Annotated in this window: 20 protein-coding genes, 1 tRNA gene and 2 pseudogenes; 8 read left to right on the top strand and 15 right to left on the bottom strand. The window is 60.5% G+C overall.

The window, feature by feature from the left end; translation table 11 throughout:
• Positions 1–5: 5 nt before the first annotated feature.
• From hisD to LC354_RS17390, 7 genes are all read right to left on the bottom strand, one after another.
• Positions 6–1,334 carry a histidinol dehydrogenase gene (gene hisD, locus LC354_RS17420; RefSeq protein ID WP_223426224.1) on the bottom strand — a complete coding sequence of 443 codons (1,329 nt, stop codon included), beginning with the start codon at positions 1,332–1,334 and terminating at the stop codon, positions 6–8.
• 11 nt (positions 1,335–1,345) lie between these two features.
• Positions 1,346–1,876: an ester cyclase gene (locus LC354_RS17415; protein ID WP_223426222.1), complete on the bottom strand. Its 531-nt coding sequence runs from the start codon at positions 1,874–1,876 to the stop codon at positions 1,346–1,348.
• A gap of 175 nt (positions 1,877–2,051) precedes the next feature.
• Positions 2,052–3,206 (bottom strand): carbohydrate ABC transporter permease, encoded by a 1,155-nt coding sequence (locus LC354_RS17410; RefSeq protein WP_399203810.1) that lies wholly within the window; start codon positions 3,204–3,206, stop codon positions 2,052–2,054.
• Entirely contained in the window at positions 3,206–4,234 is a 1,029-nt protein-coding gene (locus LC354_RS17405) for a carbohydrate ABC transporter permease (RefSeq protein WP_223426220.1), read from the bottom strand. The genes LC354_RS17410 and LC354_RS17405 overlap by 1 nt, the downstream gene beginning before the upstream one ends.
• A gap of 105 nt (positions 4,235–4,339) precedes the next feature.
• Positions 4,340–5,557, bottom strand: coding sequence for an ABC transporter substrate-binding protein (locus LC354_RS17400; RefSeq protein WP_223426219.1), 1,218 nt, complete (start codon positions 5,555–5,557; stop codon positions 4,340–4,342).
• A gap of 94 nt (positions 5,558–5,651) precedes the next feature.
• Positions 5,652–6,698: an ABC transporter ATP-binding protein gene (locus tag LC354_RS17395; protein WP_223426213.1), complete on the bottom strand. Its 1,047-nt coding sequence runs from the start codon at positions 6,696–6,698 to the stop codon at positions 5,652–5,654.
• Between the two features lie 471 nt (positions 6,699–7,169).
• A complete protein-coding gene (locus tag LC354_RS17390) occupies positions 7,170–8,393 on the bottom strand; it encodes an acyl-CoA dehydrogenase (protein WP_223426211.1) in 1,224 nt (407 codons plus the stop codon).
• A 101-nt stretch (positions 8,394–8,494) separates the two neighbouring features.
• Between LC354_RS17390 and LC354_RS17385 the strand changes: the two genes are divergently transcribed.
• Complete coding sequence (locus LC354_RS17385) at positions 8,495–9,382, top strand: LysR substrate-binding domain-containing protein (protein ID WP_223426209.1); 888 nt, start codon at positions 8,495–8,497, stop codon at positions 9,380–9,382.
• Positions 9,383–9,490: 108 nt separating this feature from the next.
• Positions 9,491–9,838 (top strand): hypothetical protein, encoded by a 348-nt coding sequence (locus LC354_RS17380; RefSeq protein ID WP_223426208.1) that lies wholly within the window; start codon positions 9,491–9,493, stop codon positions 9,836–9,838.
• Here the strand turns inward: LC354_RS17380 and LC354_RS17375 are convergent.
• Both LC354_RS17375 and LC354_RS17370 read right to left on the bottom strand, forming a co-directional pair.
• Entirely contained in the window at positions 9,835–10,512 is a 678-nt protein-coding gene (locus tag LC354_RS17375; protein ID WP_223426206.1) for an SOS response-associated peptidase, read from the bottom strand. The genes LC354_RS17380 and LC354_RS17375 overlap by 4 nt on opposite strands.
• Positions 10,513–10,666: 154 nt before the next feature.
• Positions 10,667–12,220, bottom strand: coding sequence for a bifunctional metallophosphatase/5'-nucleotidase (locus tag LC354_RS17370; RefSeq protein ID WP_223426204.1), 1,554 nt, complete (start codon positions 12,218–12,220; stop codon positions 10,667–10,669).
• A gap of 152 nt (positions 12,221–12,372) precedes the next feature.
• Here LC354_RS17370 and LC354_RS17365 point away from each other — a divergent pair, with 152 nt between their 5' ends.
• The 3 genes from LC354_RS17365 to LC354_RS17355 are packed head-to-tail and all read left to right on the top strand — an operon-like array spanning position 12,373 to position 14,182.
• Complete coding sequence (locus LC354_RS17365) at positions 12,373–12,717, top strand: DUF952 domain-containing protein (protein WP_223426202.1); 345 nt, start codon at positions 12,373–12,375, stop codon at positions 12,715–12,717.
• Positions 12,714–13,142: a DUF1330 domain-containing protein gene (locus LC354_RS17360; protein WP_223426200.1), complete on the top strand. Its 429-nt coding sequence runs from the start codon at positions 12,714–12,716 to the stop codon at positions 13,140–13,142. The genes LC354_RS17365 and LC354_RS17360 overlap by 4 nt, the downstream gene beginning before the upstream one ends.
• Positions 13,139–14,182, top strand: a complete 1,044-nt coding sequence (locus LC354_RS17355; protein WP_223426199.1) for a quinone-dependent dihydroorotate dehydrogenase — start codon at positions 13,139–13,141, stop codon at positions 14,180–14,182. Before LC354_RS17360 ends, LC354_RS17355 begins: the two co-directional genes overlap by 4 nt.
• 28 nt (positions 14,183–14,210) lie before the next feature.
• Here LC354_RS17355 and LC354_RS17350 read toward each other — a convergent pair whose 3' ends face one another.
• From LC354_RS17350 to LC354_RS17340, 3 genes are read right to left on the bottom strand one after another with little or no spacing between them, the layout of a single operon-like run.
• Positions 14,211–15,545, bottom strand: a complete 1,335-nt coding sequence (locus LC354_RS17350; RefSeq protein ID WP_223426197.1) for an MATE family efflux transporter — start codon at positions 15,543–15,545, stop codon at positions 14,211–14,213.
• Positions 15,546–15,547: 2 nt separating this feature from the next.
• Entirely contained in the window at positions 15,548–16,048 is a 501-nt protein-coding gene (locus tag LC354_RS17345) for a PaaI family thioesterase (protein ID WP_223426196.1), read from the bottom strand.
• Positions 16,045–16,467: a PaaI family thioesterase gene (locus tag LC354_RS17340; RefSeq protein WP_223426194.1), complete on the bottom strand. Its 423-nt coding sequence runs from the start codon at positions 16,465–16,467 to the stop codon at positions 16,045–16,047. Before LC354_RS17340 ends, LC354_RS17345 begins: the two co-directional genes overlap by 4 nt.
• 120 nt (positions 16,468–16,587) lie before the next feature.
• On the opposite strand from LC354_RS17340, the gene LC354_RS17335 reads away from it, so the two are divergent.
• A complete protein-coding gene (locus tag LC354_RS17335) occupies positions 16,588–16,962 on the top strand; it encodes a MerR family transcriptional regulator (protein WP_223426192.1) in 375 nt (124 codons plus the stop codon).
• Between the two features lie 7 nt (positions 16,963–16,969).
• Here LC354_RS17335 and LC354_RS17330 read toward each other — a convergent pair whose 3' ends face one another.
• Both LC354_RS17330 and LC354_RS17325 read right to left on the bottom strand, forming a co-directional pair.
• The gene (locus LC354_RS17330) at positions 16,970–18,397 is read right to left on the bottom strand and encodes a DUF6880 family protein (RefSeq protein WP_223426191.1); all 1,428 of its coding nucleotides are present in this window, start codon (positions 18,395–18,397) and stop codon (positions 16,970–16,972) included.
• Positions 18,398–18,730: 333 nt separating this feature from the next.
• Positions 18,731–18,804 (bottom strand) — tRNA-Gly (locus LC354_RS17325).
• A gap of 119 nt (positions 18,805–18,923) precedes the next feature.
• Here LC354_RS17325 and LC354_RS17320 point away from each other — a divergent pair.
• A pseudogene (locus LC354_RS17320) lies at positions 18,924–19,232 on the top strand (SDR family oxidoreductase); the annotation flags it as partial.
• 150 nt (positions 19,233–19,382) lie between these two features.
• Here the strand turns inward: LC354_RS17320 and LC354_RS17315 are convergent.
• A complete protein-coding gene (locus tag LC354_RS17315) occupies positions 19,383–20,306 on the bottom strand; it encodes an endonuclease/exonuclease/phosphatase family protein (protein ID WP_223426189.1) in 924 nt (307 codons plus the stop codon).
• A gap of 199 nt (positions 20,307–20,505) precedes the next feature.
• Here LC354_RS17315 and LC354_RS17310 point away from each other — a divergent pair.
• A pseudogene (locus LC354_RS17310) lies at positions 20,506–20,655 on the top strand (cation:proton antiporter); the annotation flags it as partial.
• Positions 20,656–20,732: the final 77 nt, after the last annotated feature.

Raw genomic sequence — 20,732 nt, 5'->3', positions numbered from 1 at the left:
GAGGCTTATTCCGCCGCGTCGCGAGCCGGTGCGCCTTCGCCGTAAGGAACGTTGACGCCGCCATAGCGACGCACGCGCAAATTGCATTGCTCGGCGTGCCCGACAAACCCTTCGAGGATGCACAAGCGCGAGCCATAGGCTCCGATCTCAGCTGCTGCGGCATCTGTGGTAATCTTCTGATAGGAATGCGTCTTGAGGTACTTCCCGACCCAGAGCCCCCCCGTGTAGCGGCCTGCCTTCTTGGTCGGCAGCGTATGGTTGGTGCCGATCACCTTGTCCCCATTGGCCACATTTGTGCGCGGGCCAAGAAACAGAGCACCGTAGCAGGTCATGTTCTCAAGAAACCAGTCATCGCGGTCCGTCATCACCTGCACATGCTCGGAGGCCACATCGTCGGCTACCTTCAGCATCTCCTCATAGGTGTCGCACAAGATGATCTCTCCGTAATCTTCCCAACTGGTTCGTGCCGTGTCTGCCGTCGGAAGGATCGTCAGGATCCGCGCAATCTCGGACACCGTGGCCTCCGCCAGCTTGCGGCTGTTGGTGAGCAGAACCGCCGGAGAGTTATACCCATGCTCGGCTTGACCCAGCAGGTCGGTCGCGCACATCTCCGCGTCCACCGTGTCATCTGCGATCACCATGGTTTCTGTCGGCCCGGCGAAGAGATCGATTCCGACACGCCCGAAAAGTTGGCGCTTGGCTTCGGCGACAAAGGCGTTGCCGGGACCGACCAGCATGTGGACCGGATCAATGGTTTCGGTGCCAAGCGCCATGGCGCCGACCGCCTGAATGCCGCCCATCACATAGATCTCGTGCGCACCACCCATATGCATGGCCGCGATTACGGCCGGATTGGGTTTGCCCTTGAAGGGCGGCGTGCAGGCGATGATGCGTGGCACGCCTGCCACGCTCGCCGTGGCCACCGACATGTGGGCCGAGGCCACCATGGGGAATTTCCCCCCGGGGACATAGCAGCCAACCGATTGAACTGGAATGTTTTTATGCCCCAGGATGACTCCGGGCATGGTCTCCACTTCGATGTCGAGCATCGAGTCCCGTTGCGCCTGTGCGAAGTTGCGCACCTGGTCCTGGGCAAAGCGGATGTCTTCCATCTCGCGCGGTGTGAGTTGGGCGATCAGGTTCTGGATTTCGGCTTCGGAGAGGCGGAACGACGCCGGAGAATAGTCATCGAACCGCTCCGACATTGCGCGCACGGCGGCGTCTCCGCCGGTTTCAATTTCGGCCAGCCCGGCCTCTACGATAGCACGGGTTTTTGCGTCGTCCTGTGCACGTTCCGCGTCGGGTTTGCCGCGCTTGAGATATTCAATTGTCATGTGTTTACCTTCTATGCTTGCGGGCGCGGCGGTATCTTGTCGCCGCGATCGAAGGCCTCCCAGCCTTCCCCATTGAAAACGTCCACGCCGAGCTGCGCCAGAACATGGGGAAAATCGACCATCACCCAGTTGTCGGTGATCCGGCCATCCTGGACCTTCCAGAAATCCATGTATCTGATTTCAATACGCTTTCCAGAGGCCGCGACCCCCATGAAGTCTCCTGAATGCGTGGCCTCCTGTCGCCCGAAAGCGGCGGCCCATTCGCCCATGTAGAGCCGTGCTTCATCGACGCAGACCTTGTCGGAAAAGGCCGCCTGAAACGGGCGTTGCCAGTTGTCCTGAAACTCTTGCAGGCCCGTCTTGGTGCCGCAGCCCGTGTTACCCATCCAGCGAAAGTTCTGCGCGAAAAACTGGCCGATATCGTCGATCCGGTGGTCGTTGAGACCGTCCACCATGCCTTCGATCACGGCGCGGGTTTCATCGGTTTTGCCGAGGTCCGTATCACGGCTCAGCACCGCTTGTTCGGGGCGTGACCCTTTCATGACATGCCCCGATCCGAGGGCCGGCACCGGGGTGTCACCGGGCGTGCACCCTGTGTGCACCACCTGTGCACCGGCAGCGCGCGCTGTGGAGCCGGCGCGCGCAACAGGGCCGTGGCGCCGGTGGCGCGGTCGGGAGCCTCCGGCGGGAGTTTACCTGGCAAGATGAAGGACCGGATCATCCCTTGACGGCTCCGGCGGTGAGACCCGAAACGATCTGGCGCTGGAAGACCATGACCAGCAGAAACAGCGGGGCCGTGATCGAGACGGCAGCGGCGACGGCTTCGACCTGATCCGTCGTCGTGGTCTCGCGGTTGAAGTAGCCCGCGATGGCCGGAACCATCGTCTGGTTCTGCGCGTCGAGCAACAAGGATGTCACGAGGAAGTCATTGTAGCCGAGAAGGAAGCTGAAGAGGCCCGTGGTGATCACCCCCGGCCACATGACCGGCATGATCACGCGGCGGAAGGCCTGGAAGTGCGAGCAGCCATCGACCCGCGCGGCCTCGTCCAACTCTGCCGGGATGTTCTGGAAGAAGCTGCGCAGCATCCAGATCGTGAAGGGCTGGTTGATCGACACCAGTACGGCGATCACCGCCCAGGGCTGGCCATAGAGAGTCGGGCTGAGATTGCCGAAGATAGGCCGCAGGATCTCGGCGGAATTGATGAACCACGGCAGGTAGCCCGCCACCAGCACCGAATGCGGCAGCGCCCGGAAGATCAGCGCCAGAATGAGCAGCCAGAAGGCGAGATTGGAGCCGGAGCGCGCCAGCCCGTAGCCTGCCAGCGTGCCGACGGTGAGCGAGATGGTCACCACCCCTGCCGTGACCAGCATCGAGTTCAGGAAATTTCGGTAGAACTGGTTTTCGCCCCAGACCGCCACGTAGTGTTCCGTCGTCAGCCCCAGCACGGGCGTGCCGAGCGGCCCTGCGATACTGTTCAGCGCCCCGAAGACCAACGGCAGCACCCCGAAGAAAACCAGCAGGAAGACCAGCGCATAGGCGGCCGCCCCGACCAGCCAGCCCAGCACGATGAAGCCGGGAGGCGAGTATTGCTCCACCAGCTTGGGCAGGCCGGAAAAGGCCCAGCGCAGGGCGAAGAACAGGAATGCCAGCCCCAGCACGATGTCGAGCACCGACAACCCGTTGCCCGCCGCCCGCGTGGCGGGGCCGACGATGACGTCCCAAGCGCTTGCCGCAAAGGCATCGCGGGGTGATTTGAAGCTCATGATCGCGATCCATACGATGGGGAACGCGGCGAGCAGGCACCAGAAGGCGAGGAACGCGCCGGAGGCGATCTTGAGCGAGAGTGGCTGAGCCGTTGCCTTCGAGGACATCAGTGCGCCCCTCCCTTGTGGTCGCGCCAGGTGCGGCGCAGTGGCAGGATGAGCAGCAGCACAATCCCGATCATCGTCAGCATGGCGGACGCGCTGGCCCGGCTGACCGCCCGGTTGCCCGCATCATCCGGCACGAGGAAATCATAGGTGAGCCATTGCAGCGAAATCACATGCGCCTGAGAGCGGAAACCCACGATTTCCTCGAACACGCGGTAGCAATCCATCAGGTGGATCAGCGCGATGAAGATAATGAGCGGCATCAGGTGGGGCACGATCACATAGCGCAAACGTTCAAACCGGCTGGCCCCGTCGATGATGGCGCTTTCCAGCGTGTCCATGTTCACCGTTTGCAAGCCCGCATAGAAGATCACGAAGGCGAAGGGTGCCACGTGCCAGACCCGGTAGAAATACATCAGCAATTCGATCGTCCAGCTTTGGGCGAACATGGCGATGTCCTGTCCGGTCCAGCGTTCGAGCATCACCGTGAGAATACCGTCGCCCACAAAAAGCCAGTAGATCGAGAGCGATCCGATCACCGGTGTGATGATGAAGGGCAGGAGCGAGACGAAAATGACCGGTCCGCGTACGGATTTGGAGGCATTGTTGACCGCAAGCGCAATCATCAGCCCCACCCCGATCACCAGCGGCAGCGTCAGCAGGGTAAAGGAGAGCGTAAAGCGCAGGGCTTTCCAGAAGTCGATCTGGAGAATGTCACCCCAGCTGCCCGCCCCGATCGCCTCCCAGACCTTGTCCATTTGCAGGACATTGCGGTAACTTTGCAGGCCGACCCATTCGGTTGTGGTCTGGGTCTTGCCCGTCACGTCGTCAATGATGGGGACCGTTTTGAGTTCGGTGGTGCAGGTCTGGGTGAGAAAGCCCGGCGTGCAGGTTTCCACTTCGATCTGCTGCATGACCGGTTGGGTGATCTGGAAGCTTTGCAGGAAAACCGAGATCAGAGGGGCCGCGATGAACAGCAGCATCATGAAGACGGATGGGCCGACAAAGGCGGCAAAGGTCTTGAATTTCATCGTCTGTCCTTCCTGCTGTCGCAGTCCGCTTGACGCAGCCGTATCACGCGCACGGCTGGGCAAAGCGGTTGGCCGAGGGGTGCCCCCGGCCAACGCGTGAGTGGCTTAGAGCACGCCGGCCTCTTTGGCCGAGGTTGTGTAGGATTCTTCGATGGCTTCCAGCGTGGCGGCGGCGTCGCGTTCGCCCGTCAGGAAGGCAGGCAATTCGTTGCCGAGCGCCGTGTGCAACAGGCCCATCTGCGTGGTGGAGGGATACGGAGGTGCCGTGGGCGAGGCCAGGGCCGTGTCGATGGCACCTTGCGCCAGCGGACCGGGCACGTAGCCCTGAACCAGCCAGATCGCGGCTTCGTTGTTGGCCGTCACCATGTCTTCGTCCATGCCTTCCATGGCCAGACGGAAGGCGGCGTCCGCCTCTTCATCGGTGATGTTGGTGGCGATCACGATGCCGTCCCACCACAGGGTCGTGGCAGGCGCACCGCCCTCCACGGCCCGCGGTGCCGCAGCCATCTTGACCTTGCCCACGACCGAGCTTTCGGCGGCATCTTCCATGGCACCGCCCCGGCTGGCCCACAGGTTCGACATGGCGATCTTGCCCTGCTGGAACTGCTGTTGCACGTAGGTGCTGTCGCTGACGAGCACTTCGGGATCCGTGTACTCAAGCGTCCGCTGCATTGCAGCCAGCGCGTTGAGCCCTGCTTCGGAGTTCACCGCTGTGGTGTTGTCGTCATTGAAGAACACGCCACCGAACCCGGGATACATGTTCACGAATTCCTGCGCCACGTTCCAGCCGGATTTCATGGTCGAGCCGATGGCGTAATCGACAACGCCTGCGGCCTGGATCTGCTCTGCGGCGGCAAAGACTTCGTCCCAGGTGGTCGGCACTTCGATGCCGAGATCGTTGAGGATGTCCTCGCGGTACATCAGGTGCTGTGTGTTGACCATCATTGCGATGGCCATCGTCTTGCCGTCGATTTTGATCAACTGGTTGGGTGTCAGGTTTTGACCGTATTTGGCGACCAGATCATCCAGCGGACGGATCGTGCCTGCGTTCAGCAGCGGTGTGATCGTGCCGTTGGAGACGCCGCCGATGTGGTAGAGCGATGGGTTGGCCTCGAAGGCGGCGGGCTGCTTGGTGCGAAATTCCTGATCCAGCTCGGCCTGGAAATTGCCACACTCGGCCATGGCGTCCGTGACGGCTTTCCAGGCTTCGAACCCGGCGGTCAGTGATTTCAACGGCACTGTGTTTTCATAGGAACACGCGGCGAATGCCGAGGTGCCCATGAGCGATACAGCGCCCGCAAGTGCCAGTTTTTTCAAATACATATGCAAACTCCCTGTTGCGGTGTGCGCCGGTGCATCTTCGAAGTCTGCACCGGCTTTGATTGGCCGACACGGGTGCCCCCGCGCAGGCGAGGTATCAGGCGAGACGTTCGCCGGAATTGCTGTCAAAGGCGTGACAGATGCCCGCCGGGATTGAGAACGACACCATGTCGCCAATCTCTGCACGGAACTCCTTGTTGGTCTTGACCGACACCAGTTGACCGCCGGCCCGCACGGTCAGCATGACCGCATCGCCGAGCAGTTCGATGGTATAGATCGGCGCCGTGATCTGACCGCCCGCGTCCGCCAGTGCCGCGTCTTCTGCGCGGAAGCCCAGCGTGACCTTGCCGTCCACCGCGGGCAGCCCCGAGATCGAAACCTTATCGCCGGTGAAGGTGCCGCCGCTCATCTCGCCATCCATCAGGTTCATCGCAGGCGAGCCGATAAAGCTGGCCACGAATGTGTTGGCGGGGCGGTCGTAAATCTCGGTGGGCGTGCCGACCTGCTGAACCTTGCCCTGCTTCATCACGACGACACGGTCGGCCAGGGTCATCGCCTCGATCTGGTCGTGGGTCACGTAGACGGTGGTCACCTTCAATTCATGGCTCAGGTTCTTGATCTGGGCGCGGGTACTGACGCGCAGCTTGGCATCGAGGTTGGACAGCGGTTCGTCCATCAAGAACACGTTTGGCTCCCGCACGATGGCACGGGCTAAGGCCACACGCTGACGCTGTCCACCGGACAGTTCGGCAGGCTTGCGATGCAGGAAATCGTCCAGTTCCACCATCGCGCTGGCGCGGCGGACCCGTTCGTCATGGGTGGCGGGATCGACCTTGCGCACCTTGAGCGGAAACCGGATGTTTTCGTAGACATTCATGTGCGGGTAAAGCCCGTAGGACTGGAACACCATGGCCACGTCGCGGTCTTTGGGGTCAAGGTCATTGACCCGTTTGCCGTCAATGATGATGTCGCCTTCGGTGGCGTCCTCAAGCCCGGCGATCATCCGCATGGTCGTGGTCTTGCCACAGCCAGACGGGCCCAGCAGAACCAGAAATTCCTCGTCCCCGATGGTCAGGTCGAAATTATCGACCCCCACGAAAGAGCCCCACCGTTTGTTGATGTTGCGCAGCTGGATTTCGGCCATGGGACCCCCCGTAACGGCGTGATGTCCAACGCTAGACAGACGGAGCCCGACTTGGCAACAGTTTTTTGCACACGTGTGCAAAATCCACGCTCAGAGCGAAAACCAGCCACCCGAAAGCGTTGCACCGCGCAGATTGGCGGCCTCGTTCAAAGGGCCGCAGGATCAACGCAATATGATCTATAGAGATTTTGAAAGCCGAAGATTTGTATTTCTTCTCTGCCGAAGCGTCAGCACGTGGACACCCGTCATCACCCAAGCCCAACTGTCATGATCAACCACGAAATTGATTCGCAAGATCGAGATTTCGAAGCTCAGACGCCGAGCATTCATGGAACGACTCGCAATTCCAACACCCGAGCGATCAGGCCCCCTGTCTCACAACGGCAAGGGGCCCTTTTCTCTGTTCCAAAAAAATCCTCGGGGGGCATCGCCGTCAGGCGATGGGGGGGGCAGACAGCCCCCCTGCCGACTTCAGAAAAACGCCTGAAGGCCCGTTTGCGCGCGTCCGAGGATCAGGGCGTGCACGTCATGGGTGCCTTCATACGTGTTCACGGTTTCGAGGTTCATCATGTGCCGCATGACGGGGAATTCGCCTGAAATCCCATTGCCGCCATGCATGTCGCGAGCGTTGCGGGCGATATCCAGCGCCTTACCGCAATTGTTGCGTTTCACGATCGAAATCATTTCCGGTGCTGCCTTGGCCTCGTCCATCAAACGGCCCACTTGCAGCGACCCTTGCAGGCCCAGCGCGATCTCGGTCTGCATGTCGGCCAGTTTCTTCTGGAACAGCTGCGTTTGTGCCAGCGGCTTGTCGAATTGCTTGCGATCCAATCCGTATTGACGCGCTGCGTGCCAGCAGGCCTCTGCGGCGCCCATGGCCCCCCAACTGATGCCGTAACGCGCGCGGTTGAGGCATCCGAACGGCCCCTTGAGCCCCTGCACATCCGGCAGCAGCGCATCCTCGCTCACTTCAACGTTCTTCATCACGATTTCGCCGGTGATGGACGCGCGCAAGCTCAGCTTGTTCTGGATCTTGGGGGCAGACAGCCCCGCCATTCCCTTTTCCAAGACAAAGCCGCGGATCTTGCCGCCATGGGCTTCGGATTTGGCCCAGATCACGAACACATCGGCGATGGGCGCGTTGGAAATCCACATCTTGGCGCCGTTCAGAACGTAGCCGCCTTCAACCTTCTTGGCCGTCGTTTTCATGCCCGCCGGGTCGGAGCCTGCATCCGGCTCGGTCAAGCCAAAGCACCCGATCCATTCCCCGGATGCCAGTTTCGGCATGTATTTCTGCCGCTGCTCTTCGGAGCCGTAGGCATAGATCGGATAGATCACCAGGCTTGACTGGACCGACATCATCGAGCGGTATCCCGAATCGACCCGCTCGACTTCGCGGGCCACCAGACCGTAGGAAACGTAGGATCCGCCAAGGCCGCCATATTCCTCGGGCAGCGTCACGCCCAACAGGCCCATGTCGCCCATTTCGCGGAAAATTTCCGGCTCGGAGGTCTCGTTGGCGAAGGCGTCGATCACGCGCGGCGCAAGCTTTTCAGTGGCATAGGCCGCGGCAGAGGCCTGGATCATGCGCTCGTCTTCGCTCAGCTGATCGCTCAGCCGGAACGGGTCGGCCCAATCAAAGCTCCCAAGGTCGGGGGCATCTTTGGCTTTCAGGATTTTTGTTTCTGCGTTCATTGCGGGTCTCCCTCACGGATCGGATGGTTTGCGCATGTATTACAGAAAAACAGGCGTCACACCAACGATGACTTGTTCTGCAAACCATGATAAAAAATCATATGTTCGCTCATCGTCGCTTTTTGCCGTCCATTCCCGCGCTGCTGGCGTTTGAATCCGTTGCACGGCTTGGCTCTGCCACAGCCGCCGCTCAGGAACTGTCGCAGACCCAAAGTGCAATCAGCCGACAGTTGAAGACCCTCGAAACGCAGATCGATGCGCGGCTGTTCACACGGGAAGGTCGTGCGCTGGTACTGACGCCCGTGGGGCGCGACTATGTTGTCCATGTGCGTGATGTGCTGATGCGCCTGGGCTCTGCGTCGGTGGCGGCAGGCGCCAATCCGATGGGCGGTGCCCTGAACCTCGCCATTCTACCGGCGTTCGGGATGCATTGGCTTGCGCCCCGCCTCGCTGATTTTGCGGCGAGCCATCCGGAAGTGACGGTGAACCTTTCGACGCGGCTCGCCCCGTTTGATTTTCGCACCGAGGCGTTCGATGCCGCGATCCATTTCGGGCGCAAGGACTGGCCGGGCGCGCGGCACATGCTTTTGATGCCCGAGAATGTGGTGGCCGTAGCCGCACCGGGGATGGCCCCGGAGGGCGCAGGCGCCGATCTGCTGGGCACCCTGCCGCTGCTGCATCTCGACACACGTCCACGGGCGTGGGCGCGCTGGTTTGCGAGACAAAACATGCCGCCGCCCCGAAACGCGGGCATGGTGTTTGATCAGTTCTCGACCATGGCACAGGCTGCGATCCACGGGTTGGGCGTTGCGCTTTTGCCTGACTTCGTGGCCCGCGCCCATTTGCAGAGCGGCGCGCTTGTGCGGGCAGCGCAAGACGTGGGGCAAAGCATCGGCGACTACTACCTTGTCTGGCCCGCCGAACGGCCTGACCCGCCCAGTCTTGCCTCGTTTCGTCAGTGGATTTCCGAGCATTTGTCACAGGACTGATCCAGATCCGTCCAATTTCCGCCCTATTTGATCGCGATACCTGCGCCATGTGCCTCTGGCCGTCGGGTGAAGCCGGGGTGGAGAAAGTACAAGAAAAGGAATGCTGCCATGAAACGCGCAATCTCAGTTGTGGCCGCTGTGGCCACCATGTCGCTCGGCTCTGCCGCGGCTGCGGAGCAACATGTCATTCTGATCATGTCAGACGGTTACTTCCCGCAAACCACCTATATGTCGCTAGGGGATACGGTCGAATTCATCAATGTCTCTGCCACAAACCAGACGATCATATCCGATAACAGCACTTGGACCCTCGGCCCAATCGCCCCGGACGGCACCGAAACGATGATCATCGACGAAAGCGTTGAGAAAACGTTTTACAATGCCGATCTGACGAATGAGGACGGGGCGTTTACGGTGGAGGGCAGCATGAGTTTCAACTCGGCACCACTGAACTAATCCTCGGCCTCGAAGGGCTCGATCAGGTCCGGCCCCGCAGCCCGGTTGGAATTCACCGCGGTCGAGACACGGTGCCAGACCAGCGCGTCATCGGGTGTGGCGCGCATCAGCCGCGCGGCCCCTTTGCCCTCTTCGCCCAGCCAAAGCGGCACATCCTCAGGCGCAAGGATCACCGGCATCCGGTGGTGAATCGCAGACATCCGCGCGTTCGCGCCCGTGGTGACGATGGCGGCGGTGCGCATCGGAGGGTCGGCCTCGTCCTTGCTTTGCCAGGACTGCCAGATTGCGGCAAAGGCCAGTGGCGCGCCATCAGAGCGGGTGATGTACCAAGGGAGCCGCGTATCCCCGTCCCGCGTCCATTCGTAAAAGCCCGACGCCAGCATAACCGCCCGTCGGTCACGGCAGGCCGCCCGAAAGGCCGGTTTTTCGGCAATGGTTTCAGCCCGGGCATTGATCAGGAGCGGGCCATCGTTCGGTTTCTTGTACCAATGCGGAATAAACCCCCAACGCATCGCGACCAGTCTGCGCCCCTCGCCTGCGTTGTGCACCACGTGAACGTCTGTGGTGGGGCAAACGTTGTAATTTGGCACATCCGGCAGGTCATTGGCCGGGGTCGCCGCAAAGAGCTGCGCCATCGCATCCGGCGGGAGGGTTACGGCAAAACGTCCACACATGGCCGCGACGCTACCCGATGCCCGACCGACCGCCAAGATGCCGCAATATCACAACCGTAACGCGGGCGCTGATGCAACAAAAACCCCACCTGCCATTGGGCAGATGGGGTTGATCTTGTCCCGTAAGGCGCACCCATGGTGCGCCATCGCCGGGTTACTTCACTGTGATCCGGCCGTCGGTATAGGGTGTGAACGGCCCTTGCGCCGCCAGGAACTCCGCCGTGACGTCCGCCAGATCAGGTCCATAATCATAGGCATCCTGTGCTCCGACGAACATTTTGTAACCATCACCGCCATTGCGCACATAGTTGTTGCTGACCACGCCATAAAGCTTCGCCATGTCAATCGGTGCACCCCCCACCATTACGTCACTGATCCGCGACCCGACAGGTTGTGATACGTCAAAGGCATAGCTCATCCCGCCGACTTGCGGAAAACGGCCCGCCCCTTCTTCGACTTCGCTCACGCCATTTTCAAGCGCCGCGACGATGGTCTCGCCCGTCACCTTGAACGTCGACAGGGTATTCTGGAACGGCAGCACCGTCAGCACTTCGCCCATGGTCACGGGGCCCGCATCTATGGATGCTCGGATACCGCCACCGTTCTGAATTGCGATCTCGACGCCCTGGGACCTGACCCGGTCCAGCATGGCATCGGCAATCAGCGAGCCCATGGAACACTCCATGGCGCGGCAAACGGAACGGTCTCCGCCAATCGGCGTTGCGGCCTCGGCGACAACACGGTTGCGGATCTCTTCGAGAGGTGCAGCCGCTTCGGCAATCCGCGACTTGACGCCCGCATTTTCGGATACTGCCGCGTCGATGATCAGTGGCTGGCCTGTGGCGCTTGTGATCTCGCCCGCGTCGTTGAAGGTCACGTTCAGTTCGCCCAGGAATTTCCCGTAGGCGTAGGCCTGCACAATCGCCGTGTCACCAACCATGGTGGGGTACGGCCCCTCGGCGCCGTCCATGTCGCCCAAAAGCGTGTTGGAATGCCCGCCCACGATTACATCGACGCCTGTGGTCCCTGCGGCGACGCGTTGGTCAACCGCATAGCTGGAGTGGCTCAGCACGATGATCTTGTTCACGCCCTGCGCCGTCAGCGCATCGACTTCGCCCTGCACAGCCGCAACCGGATCAGAGAAGGTGATGTTTGGCCCCGGCGAGGCAAGCTCGTCGGTATCTTCGGGCGTCAGGCCGATCAGGCCGATCTTTTGGCCGCCGCGCTCGATGATTGTGGACTTGGCCAGCGTATCCGCCAGCAACGGTTCGGCAGACACATCGGCATTGGACATCAGAACCGGGAACTCGACCGCATCCATGAACCCGCGCAGCACTTCCGGCCCGTCGTCAAATTCGTGATTTCCGACGGTCATGGCATCATAGCCCATCAGGTTCATCATCTCGGCCGCAAGCGCACCCTTGTAATAGGTGTAAAACAGCGTGCCCTGGAATTGGTCGCCCCCATCCACAAGGATCGAATTGTCAGAGCGTGCGCGGGCCTCTTCGATCGCCGTTACCAGACGGGCCGAGCCGCCAAAGCACTCACCTGCGGCGTTATCTTCTTCGCCGCAACTGCTGTCATATTTGTTGATCGGCTCAAAGCGCGCGTGAAAATCGTTCGTGTGCAGGATCGTCAGCGTATAGTCTGCAGCCGCCGTTCCGGCGCTCAGTGCCAGAGCCGCCGCGCCCATCAGAAATCGGGTCATTTCATGTCTCCCTTATTGGTTATGGCGGCATCGTTCACCAACCTGAGGCAAGAGTCAAAGCCCGTCGTGCATGCTTGACGCCGCGGCTTTGAAAAAGCGCGCAAGCGACGGTGGACTTGACCAATTTACAAGCGGCAGGCATCAGGGACGCCATGCTGATTTACAAAATTTTCCGCGCCTCCGAATGGGCGCAGTTGCGCACCGACGGGACGACCACCGGCGCGCCGATCGACGTGGCCGACGGGTACATCCACTTTTCGACCGCGGCGCAGGCCGCCGAAACCGCTGCCAAGCATTTTGCGGGTGTTGGCGATCTGTTTTTGATTGCAGTTCAAAGCGATCCATTGGGCGATGATCTCAGGTGGGAGCCATCACGCGGCGGGGCCTTGTTCCCCCATTTGTACCGCGAGATGACGATTGCAGATGTGCATTGGGCGCAGCCGCTGCCGTTGAAGGATGGCGCGCATGAATTCCCGGCGGGGGCCGGGTTTGAATGACCCATATCGATCCCACCCGCGCCCAGTTCGATGCCTTCAAGGACCTTGATCGGGATCATCCCATCGAGATGCTGAACCTCGTGCGCTTTCGTGATCTGGCGAACTATCCCGGCGATCATGTTCTGGCACGGGACGGGCTGACGGGCGCGGAGGCCTATCAGCTTTATGGCAAACACAGCGCCCCTGTCCTCACCAAGGTCGGCGGGTCGATCCTGTGGCGCGGAGCGTTTCAGGCGATGCTGATCGGCCCCGCGGATGAAGCATGGGATGCCGTGTTCATCGCCAGTTATCCAACGACGCATGCGTTTCTGGCGATGATCTCGGACCCTGCCTACAAAGAAGCGGTCGTGCATCGGCAGGCGGCTGTGGCGACCTCGCGCCTGATCCGCTGTGCACCGGCCAAGAGCGCGGACCGGTTCGGATGAAAGTCATGCTGGAACAGATGGGGCTGAAAGCCCTGCACCGGATCGACCCGGAAACCGCACATGGGCTGGCCATGGCCGCCTTGCGCACGCCTTTTGTCGCCCTGCCCGGTCCGGTGTCTTCTGAGAGGCTGCGAATGTCGCTTGCCGGAATGGAACTGCCCAATCCGGTCGGCCTCGCCGCCGGGTTCGACAAGAACGCAACCGCCATTGCACCGCTGAGCCGGGCGGGCTTCGGATGGATCGAGGTTGGGGCGGCGACGCCGGTGCCGCAGCCAGGCAACCCAAAGCCGCGCCTGTTCCGCCTGAGCCAGGACAAGGCGGCCATCAACCGGTTTGGCTTCAATAATGACGGCATGTCGGCCATCGCAGAGCGCCTTGCGCGCCGTCCCAAAGGTGTGCCCGTGGGCCTGAACCTTGGCGCCAACAAGGACAGCACAAGCAAGGCGGAAGATTTTGCCAAAGTCCTCGAATGCTGTCGCGACCATATCGACTTTGCCACGGTGAATGTCTCCAGCCCCAACACCGAAAAGCTGCGCGATCTGCAAGGGCCGATGGCGCTGGCGTCTCTGCTCGACGGCGTCATGCAGGTGCGCAACACCGTGCCCGTGTTCCTGAAAATTGCGCCGGACCTGACCGATCAGGATCTGGGCGACATCGCCAAAGTGGCCGAAGACGCCCGGATCGCGGCGATCATCACCACCAACACGACGCTGGACCGCGCGGGTCTGCAAAGCGCGCATGCCCATGAGGCTGGTGGGCTTTCTGGCGCACCTTTGTTCGAAAGATCGACGCGGGTGCTCGCGAAACTCCGCACTCTGACGGACATCCCACTGGTCGGGGTTGGCGGCATTTCCAGTGGCGAAGACGCCTATGCCAAGATCCGCGCGGGCGCGTCGGCTGTGCAGCTGTATACAGGGTTGATCTATGGCGGGCTCAGCCTCGCCGCCCGTATCGCCCAAGACCTCGACGGCCTGTTGGCCCGTGATGGGTTTCAAAACGTCGCCGAGGCCGTGGGCACGCAGACCCAACGCTGGCTGTGATCCTTTCCAGTGCTGCCAAAGGCCCCGGTCAGCCCCCTGCCTCCCGTTCCAACGCTGGATAACGCGCCCCGAGGGTCACGCCCCGCGCGACGAACGAGATCAGCAGCGCCGCCCACAGCCCGTGATTGCCCATCAGCGGCAGCAAGATAAAGACAGCCGCCCAGTAGATGACAAAACTGATGGCCATCATGTTGCGCATGTCGCGCCCCCGGGCCGCCCCGATGAAAATCCCATCCAGCATCCACGCCGCACAGCCCAACAGTGGCGCGGCCACCATCCACCACAGATAGGCGCGGGCCGTGGTCTGGACCTCGACGTCCTTTGCCATCAGATCGATGATCCACGGACCCGCAAAAGCGAAAGCGGCGGCAGAGAGCACACAGATCACCAAGCCCCATATGCCCGTCATCACGGCACTTCTGCGCACCCGTGCGGGATCGCCGCGCCCGTACGCGCGCGCAATCAATGTTTCGGCGGCAAAGGCGAACCCGTCCATCGCATAGGCGGTGATATACATGAACTGGATCAGCACCTCATTGGCCGCCAAGGTCACATCCCCGAACCGCGCGCCGATAAAGACGAAGCTGGAAAAAATGATCATCAACATGGCAGAGCGCAGCAGAATATCAGTGTTCAGCAGCGCCATCTTTATCAGCTTGGCCCGGTTGAACACACGCTCCCATGCCCGCCACGCCGGACGTGCAAATGCATCGCGGCACAGCCACAGCGCAAGCGCGACACCTGATACTTCCGCAATGACCGTGGCAATCGCCACTCCCGGTACGCCCCAGCCAAAGCCCAGAACGAATACGAAATCCAACCCGATGTTCACGCCGTTCATCACCAGTTGGATCCAGAACACACCGCCCGTGCGTTCCATCGCGATCAGCCAGCCGGTCAGCGCGTAGATCGCGATGGCGGCGGGGGCTGTCCAGATCCTGATCGACAAGTAACTGCGGGCAAGGCTTTCGACCTCTTCGCTGGCCGGAGCCAGTTGAAACGCCGCCCAAAAGATCGGCCATTGCAGCAAGATCAGCCCGGCACCCCCGGCCAGGGCCACCATCAAGGCCCGCGTCAGCCACGCCGATACTTCGTCTTCATCCCCTGCCCCTGCGGCCTGCCCCACAAGGCCGACGGTGCCCATGCGCAGGAAACCGAAAATCCAGTAGATCGTGGTGAGGATGATGGCCCCGATGCCCACCGCGCCGATCGGCGCGGCCTCTCCCAACTGTCCGACGACGCCCACATCGACTGCGCCAAGGATCGGAACCGTCGCATTGGAGAGCACAATCGGCAGCGCAATTCTGAGCACACGCCGGTGCGTCAGCGCGACGGGAGGCGTCGCAGGCGCTGGGTGATCCATTTCTAACGCCGCTGTGGCATCACGAAATGCCCGGTGGCCTGCGCAAAGAGTTTTTCGCGATTATCCTGCCAGCCTTCCACATGCACCGACGCATAGCGGCGACCGGAGCGGATCACCCGCGCCCGCGCATAGGCGTCGCGCGGCAGGCCCGACCGCAGATAGTTCACCGAGAAATCAACCGTCTTTGGCAAACGCGGCAGGCGCGTGCCCTGCGCCGGGTCGAAATCAAGGCTACCGCTTTCGATGTCTTCCCACAGATAAGCCCAGCTGAGCGTGACGACCGCCGTGACCTCGAGGAAGGCTGCCGTAACGCCGCCATGCAGGGCCGGCAACATCGGATTACCCACCAGCTTTTCGGCAAAGGGCAGCACGCCTGTCAGCTCGTCCCCGCGCCGATCAAACTGCACGCCGAGATATTGGATATAGGGCACGCCGCCCACCAAGGCGCGCAAGGCATCATCGCGGCGCTGTTTGACGACTTGAACGGGTTCGGGGCGTTTCATAGCTTGCCCTCCACCGTAAAGGCACCGGTTGCGGTGGCAACAGGGTTCTCTGTGTCATCGTCCATTGCCGTGGCCCGCACAAAGGCGACGGAGCGCGTGATGTGATAGCAATGTGCCCGGGTCACGATGGCTTGCCCCGGTGTGGCCGCCCGCATGTAGTCGATGCGCAGATCGATTGTCGCCGTCCCGCCCGCGTTCGAGGGATGGCTCATCACCGCGGCCCCGCAACATGTATCCATCACCGCCGACACCGCGCCGCCGCTGATCACGCCCGTCTCCGGGTCGCCGATCAGCCGCGCGTCATAGGGCATGGAAATCACCGCAATGCCATCGGCCATCTCTGTCAACTCCATCCCCAGATCGCGCGAATGCGGGATCGCTTCGATGAATTGGCGGGCCAGTTTGAGTTTATCGGTCATGGGGGTCGGTTTTCCTCGGCGCAATTCTTCTGAAGTTATGGGCCGCGCGCACATTCGGGGCAAGCACCTGTTGCTCTTGCGCCAGCGCGCGCTTAGGATTCGCGCAGGGAGAGAAGACGCATGGCCGAGGACCGCTTGAGTTTTAAGGAGATGTGCGCCGCGTTCGATGTCACGCCGCGTACGCTGCGCTACTATGAATATATCGAATTGCTGCAGCCTGATCGCGAAGGCCGCTCTCGATATTACAACGCGCGCGACCGGGCGCGGATGAAGCTTATCCTGCGGGGCCGCAAATTCGGCTTTCAGCTGGAAGACATCCGGCAATGGTTGATGATTTATGAACATGAAGGCACAGAGGCGCAGATGCGCGCATGGGTCAGCTTGGCGGATGGGCAGCTGAAAGAGCTGGCCGAGCAACGCGCTCAACTGAACGAAGCCATCGACGAATTGCAGGCCTTGCGAGACAACGTCGCAGAAGAGATCGGCACAGACTGATCCGGGATCAGCGCACTTTGTCCCAAAACGAAACCTTGCGTTCATGGCGTACCTGCAAGCCGGCCAGATAAGCGTCATGCGGCGCGACCGGGCCGTAATCGATAATTTCGGCGTCCAGCGCAGCACAGTCCATCAGGTGATCGGCGGCATGGCGATAGCGGGTCGCGCGGCCCTGGATCAGCGCGAAGTCAATCATCTTGCGCCACAAGAGGACAGCGGCCAGAGGATGTTTCTCGCGCAGCGCATCGGCCGCCGGGGCCAGTACGTCATAGAAATCACCGTCAAGTTCCGCGGTGCGGCTCTCGATCAGACGGGCAGCGGCGGAGAAATCCGGCCAGCTGAGCAAGAAGGCCAACGCCTTGTGCACGTTTTCAAACTCCAAGGCATGCGCTTTGGCGGCCTCTTCGGCTTCGACATCGTCAAAATCCGGCAAGAGCTTGAGATAATCGCGCAGAAAATCCGGGTGCAGCGTCTCTGAAAAGCGCTCCCAGCGATGGGCTTGCGCGTTATCGGTTCGGTCCAACGCAATCAGGCAGGCGATATAAGCGGCGTCCCATTCCGCCTGCCCAAATCCGCGACCGCCCAGATCCGCGCGGGTCAGCCTATCAAGCGCATCCTCCGCCCGCCCCTCGGCGAGCAACAACTGTGCAACTTCGGCGGCAACCAATGGGCGTGCCAGATCCTGGCCGGAGTACTGCGCGATGTAGGCTTCGACGTCGCCTTGTGCCTCGGCGATCTCCTGTAGACACTGCTGAACAAGGCGGCTCTGGCGGTCTGCGGCGTAATTGCCGCTGTCACTGCGCAGATCACGCAGGAAGCGCAAAGCCTCGTGATCCTGTGTCGGCTCGGGGGGCGTTTCGGCCTCGGCCTGCACGAGCATTTTCAGGTGCTCCAACCCGTCTGGACCCATAGTGGGGGCAAGCAGGCCAATCAGCCCGTCAAATTCGCCATAGCCATTGTCGGACACCGCGTCCCAAACGCGTGCGGCAAGCGCCACCGGGTCCGGCAAGGCACGGGGGCCGATGTCTTCGAACCGGAACAGTGCAGCGCGAAACACCTCCCCGACGTCGCCTCGGCTGTCATCCACGCGGCCATGTATGAATGGCGCCAGTTCGATGAATTCCCACAGCAATTCGAAAGCAGCCACGGGGTCGTCAGGGGCAATTTTTTCCGTGATCATGTCGCACTGAATGGTCAAGTCCTTGATCAGTGCCTTACGTCTGCGCCACCCCACGAAACTCGTCGATTTGCGCAACGCCGACAGACGCTTGCGCACATCGCGTGCCAGCTCGGCCGGCCCGATATTATGACTGAGTTCCAGCCGCAGACGCCGCTTGATCTCCGCACTGCCGGTACTGACCTCGATCAGCAGATTTGCCAAGCGGTCCGCGCCGAGAGCCTTGAGATTTTGTGCGTTCAACGTTTTTTTCGACATGCGCCCTCTGTGGCATCCGAAGGCAAAAAAGAAAAGCGCGCCCGGTTCAGCGGCATATTGCTGCGCACCCGGACGGAGTGTGGCGTCCGGGTGGGCCGTGTGCCGCGCCTGTCCGCCGGATCGGATCAAGACCGATGAAACCACGCCAGCGCCGCGGCACCCGTTAAATTTGTGACTTTCAGAGGTCGGGAAGACTTGGAGCGGGCGGCGGGAATCGAACCCGCGTCATTAGCTTGGAAGACAGTGGTTCAAATGAAGTTTAACAGAACAAATACAAACACATAAATCTGTAAAGCCACGCTCTTTATAGGTAATTTGTCGGAAATGAATTTCTGGAGCGGGCGGCGGGAATCGAACCCGCGTCATTAGCTTGGAAGGCTAAGGTCTTACCACTACACAACGCCCGCTCAACAGAAACAGCAGTTAATCCACTGTATTACCAACGTCAAGTCCAGTCTAGCCGAGTCCAGGCAATAGCAAGTTCTGCGCGCTAAATCCTACCATTTGGCTGTTATTCAATTGGTCGTATCTCAAGCAACGGAAGGGCCACTTGCTGCTGACTGGCTCAGCAGCTGGGCGGCGCCACATCTCCGGCTCGGTTTACGGCGCCTCAAAATGGTTCGTGCATGGCTACGGGGGCAACCTGTCGGAGGAAATGAAGTCTTTCGGCGGGCGTTGCACGGTGGTGGCTCCAGGGATGGTGGACACGCCCTTCTTCGACACGCCAAAACCAGACAAACTGCAGCCTGAGGACGTGGCCGAAGCAGCTATGCATGCTTTGAACGCCGATCCGAGGTGTGCCATAAACGAAATATTTTTGATGCCGACGCAGTAGGTTCTGCGCCGGTCCCATCAGAGAAAACCTGTCTGACCGGCGGGAAGAAACGCAGCGGCATTTCCCTCCCGCCGGCAGAGTTACATCGTAACCTCGCACCTCATGCATTTGCTGGAGCTTGATTGAGGTTACGCAACTCAATCACGTTGGTTAGAGCCCCGCAAAGTCCGCATAAACGAGAGCATGATCACTTGCATGGCTCTGCGTTGTGTCATGAACAACAAAAGAGCCCGGTTCAGAGAGATACCGGGACATTCCAGTTCGCACTATCTGGGGAACGACTTCCGGGTACTCTTTTGCCAATCGCGGAGAAACAAAAATCCGGTCAGGTCGTGAGTGCACATGCGTGTCCGGCACTTCGAAGGTCCAATCGGTTCCGCGTGGCATGCGGTCCAGCAGATCTTCGGAAAAACCATGCTTTAATGGTTCAAGCGCCGACGGGTCAGAGCCGCGCCCCCAAGCGGGCTCATTAAAATCTCCCACAATCATCCACCGCTCGCCTTCTGGTTTCAGAATACGGCTTTCGACGATCTTCCGGACAGCGCGCGCCTCGGCCTCCCTTACTATCTGAGCCTTGGCTTTATCCGGATAAGGCGCCTTGAAGTGACAAACAAACAGCGTGAAGGTTTCAAATTCCAGTTGAAGGCAATCGCGACGAAAGAGCGGAAAATTCCGAAGGTCTTCTGGTAAGTCTGCCAGCCCGAAATCCATTCCAGTCAGATGCGCATGGCTTTTGACGGACAGCGGAGCGACCTTTGAAAGCACAGCCACATCGAGCCCACGACCATCGTTGCCAGGTAAACAGGTGCGGGCAGGGTAAAGAGGTGACCCGGCCTTGAGCAGGAATTGGTCATGGAAGAAGTCTAGGGACTCAGCATCAAACACTTCCTGAAGAGCAATGACATCGGCTTGCGCCGCCGCCATGACCTTGGCGGTCAAAGTTCGGTCAGCAATATCCTGATCGACCGATCTGGGCCGGTCATCAAAATCATGGTCTACCGCCCCATCTAGAACGAGGTGTCCCTGCCTCTCGCGCAGTCGTAGATTTTGTACATTGAACGTGGCGAGACGCATTGAAAGTACCTTGGGTCACTCGGGCTTCCCTAGGTTACTCGAAATTGTCGTTGCGACCATGTTTGAAACCAGATTGGCATTTTCAAAGCCTTCTGCTGCTTAGCGGAACAACATGAGGACATCCCGATCTCAATCCTGCAATGGTTTGGTGCTTTGCGCAGGCGATGCTATCAACGCTCACACCTCCGATAGGACCGGCATGTCAATTCTCCAGATTACATCACTTCTTATCGTGCTGGCCGGGGCCTTTGGGGCAATCAACTATCTCTTTCTGAGATTGCCATCCGCGATCGGGATCCTTGTCGTGGCGCTCGTGACGTCTTTCGCAGTCATTGCCACGGATGCCTTGCGGTGTTTGTCAAAGGAGTTGTCCGCCGATTTCATGCGGCGTCTCTGATTTCTGGGGCGCCGGTATCGCGTTCCGGG

Origin of the sequence: Tateyamaria pelophila (assembly GCF_019966495.1) — a bacterium.
Lineage (GTDB): Bacteria > Pseudomonadota > Alphaproteobacteria > Rhodobacterales > Rhodobacteraceae > Tateyamaria > Tateyamaria pelophila.
The sequence above is the reverse complement of the archived record's forward strand: the minus strand, read 5'-3'. Positions and strand labels throughout refer to the sequence as shown.

Excerpts from the sequence above, each read along its gene's own strand:
- hisD (WP_223426224.1), bottom strand. The coding sequence starts at position 1,334 with ATGACAATTGAATATCTCAAGCGCGGCAAACCCGACGCGGAACGTGCA.
- LC354_RS17415 (WP_223426222.1), bottom strand. The coding sequence starts at position 1,876 with ATGAAAGGGTCACGCCCCGAACAAGCGGTGCTGAGCCGTGATACGGAC.
- LC354_RS17410 (WP_399203810.1), bottom strand. The coding sequence starts at position 3,206 with ATGTCCTCGAAGGCAACGGCTCAGCCACTCTCGCTCAAGATCGCCTCC.
- LC354_RS17405 (WP_223426220.1), bottom strand. The coding sequence starts at position 4,234 with ATGAAATTCAAGACCTTTGCCGCCTTTGTCGGCCCATCCGTCTTCATG.
- LC354_RS17400 (WP_223426219.1), bottom strand. The coding sequence starts at position 5,557 with ATGTATTTGAAAAAACTGGCACTTGCGGGCGCTGTATCGCTCATGGGC.
- LC354_RS17395 (WP_223426213.1), bottom strand. The coding sequence starts at position 6,698 with ATGGCCGAAATCCAGCTGCGCAACATCAACAAACGGTGGGGCTCTTTC.
- LC354_RS17390 (WP_223426211.1), bottom strand. The coding sequence starts at position 8,393 with ATGAACGCAGAAACAAAAATCCTGAAAGCCAAAGATGCCCCCGACCTT.
- LC354_RS17385 (WP_223426209.1), top strand. The coding sequence starts at position 8,495 with ATGTTCGCTCATCGTCGCTTTTTGCCGTCCATTCCCGCGCTGCTGGCG.
- LC354_RS17380 (WP_223426208.1), top strand. The coding sequence starts at position 9,491 with ATGAAACGCGCAATCTCAGTTGTGGCCGCTGTGGCCACCATGTCGCTC.
- LC354_RS17375 (WP_223426206.1), bottom strand. The coding sequence starts at position 10,512 with ATGTGTGGACGTTTTGCCGTAACCCTCCCGCCGGATGCGATGGCGCAG.
- LC354_RS17370 (WP_223426204.1), bottom strand. The coding sequence starts at position 12,220 with ATGACCCGATTTCTGATGGGCGCGGCGGCTCTGGCACTGAGCGCCGGA.
- LC354_RS17365 (WP_223426202.1), top strand. The coding sequence starts at position 12,373 with ATGCTGATTTACAAAATTTTCCGCGCCTCCGAATGGGCGCAGTTGCGC.
- LC354_RS17360 (WP_223426200.1), top strand. The coding sequence starts at position 12,714 with ATGACCCATATCGATCCCACCCGCGCCCAGTTCGATGCCTTCAAGGAC.
- LC354_RS17355 (WP_223426199.1), top strand. The coding sequence starts at position 13,139 with ATGAAAGTCATGCTGGAACAGATGGGGCTGAAAGCCCTGCACCGGATC.
- LC354_RS17350 (WP_223426197.1), bottom strand. The coding sequence starts at position 15,545 with ATGGATCACCCAGCGCCTGCGACGCCTCCCGTCGCGCTGACGCACCGG.
- LC354_RS17345 (WP_223426196.1), bottom strand. The coding sequence starts at position 16,048 with ATGAAACGCCCCGAACCCGTTCAAGTCGTCAAACAGCGCCGCGATGAT.
- LC354_RS17340 (WP_223426194.1), bottom strand. The coding sequence starts at position 16,467 with ATGACCGATAAACTCAAACTGGCCCGCCAATTCATCGAAGCGATCCCG.
- LC354_RS17335 (WP_223426192.1), top strand. The coding sequence starts at position 16,588 with ATGGCCGAGGACCGCTTGAGTTTTAAGGAGATGTGCGCCGCGTTCGAT.
- LC354_RS17330 (WP_223426191.1), bottom strand. The coding sequence starts at position 18,397 with ATGTCGAAAAAAACGTTGAACGCACAAAATCTCAAGGCTCTCGGCGCG.
- LC354_RS17315 (WP_223426189.1), bottom strand. The coding sequence starts at position 20,306 with ATGCGTCTCGCCACGTTCAATGTACAAAATCTACGACTGCGCGAGAGG.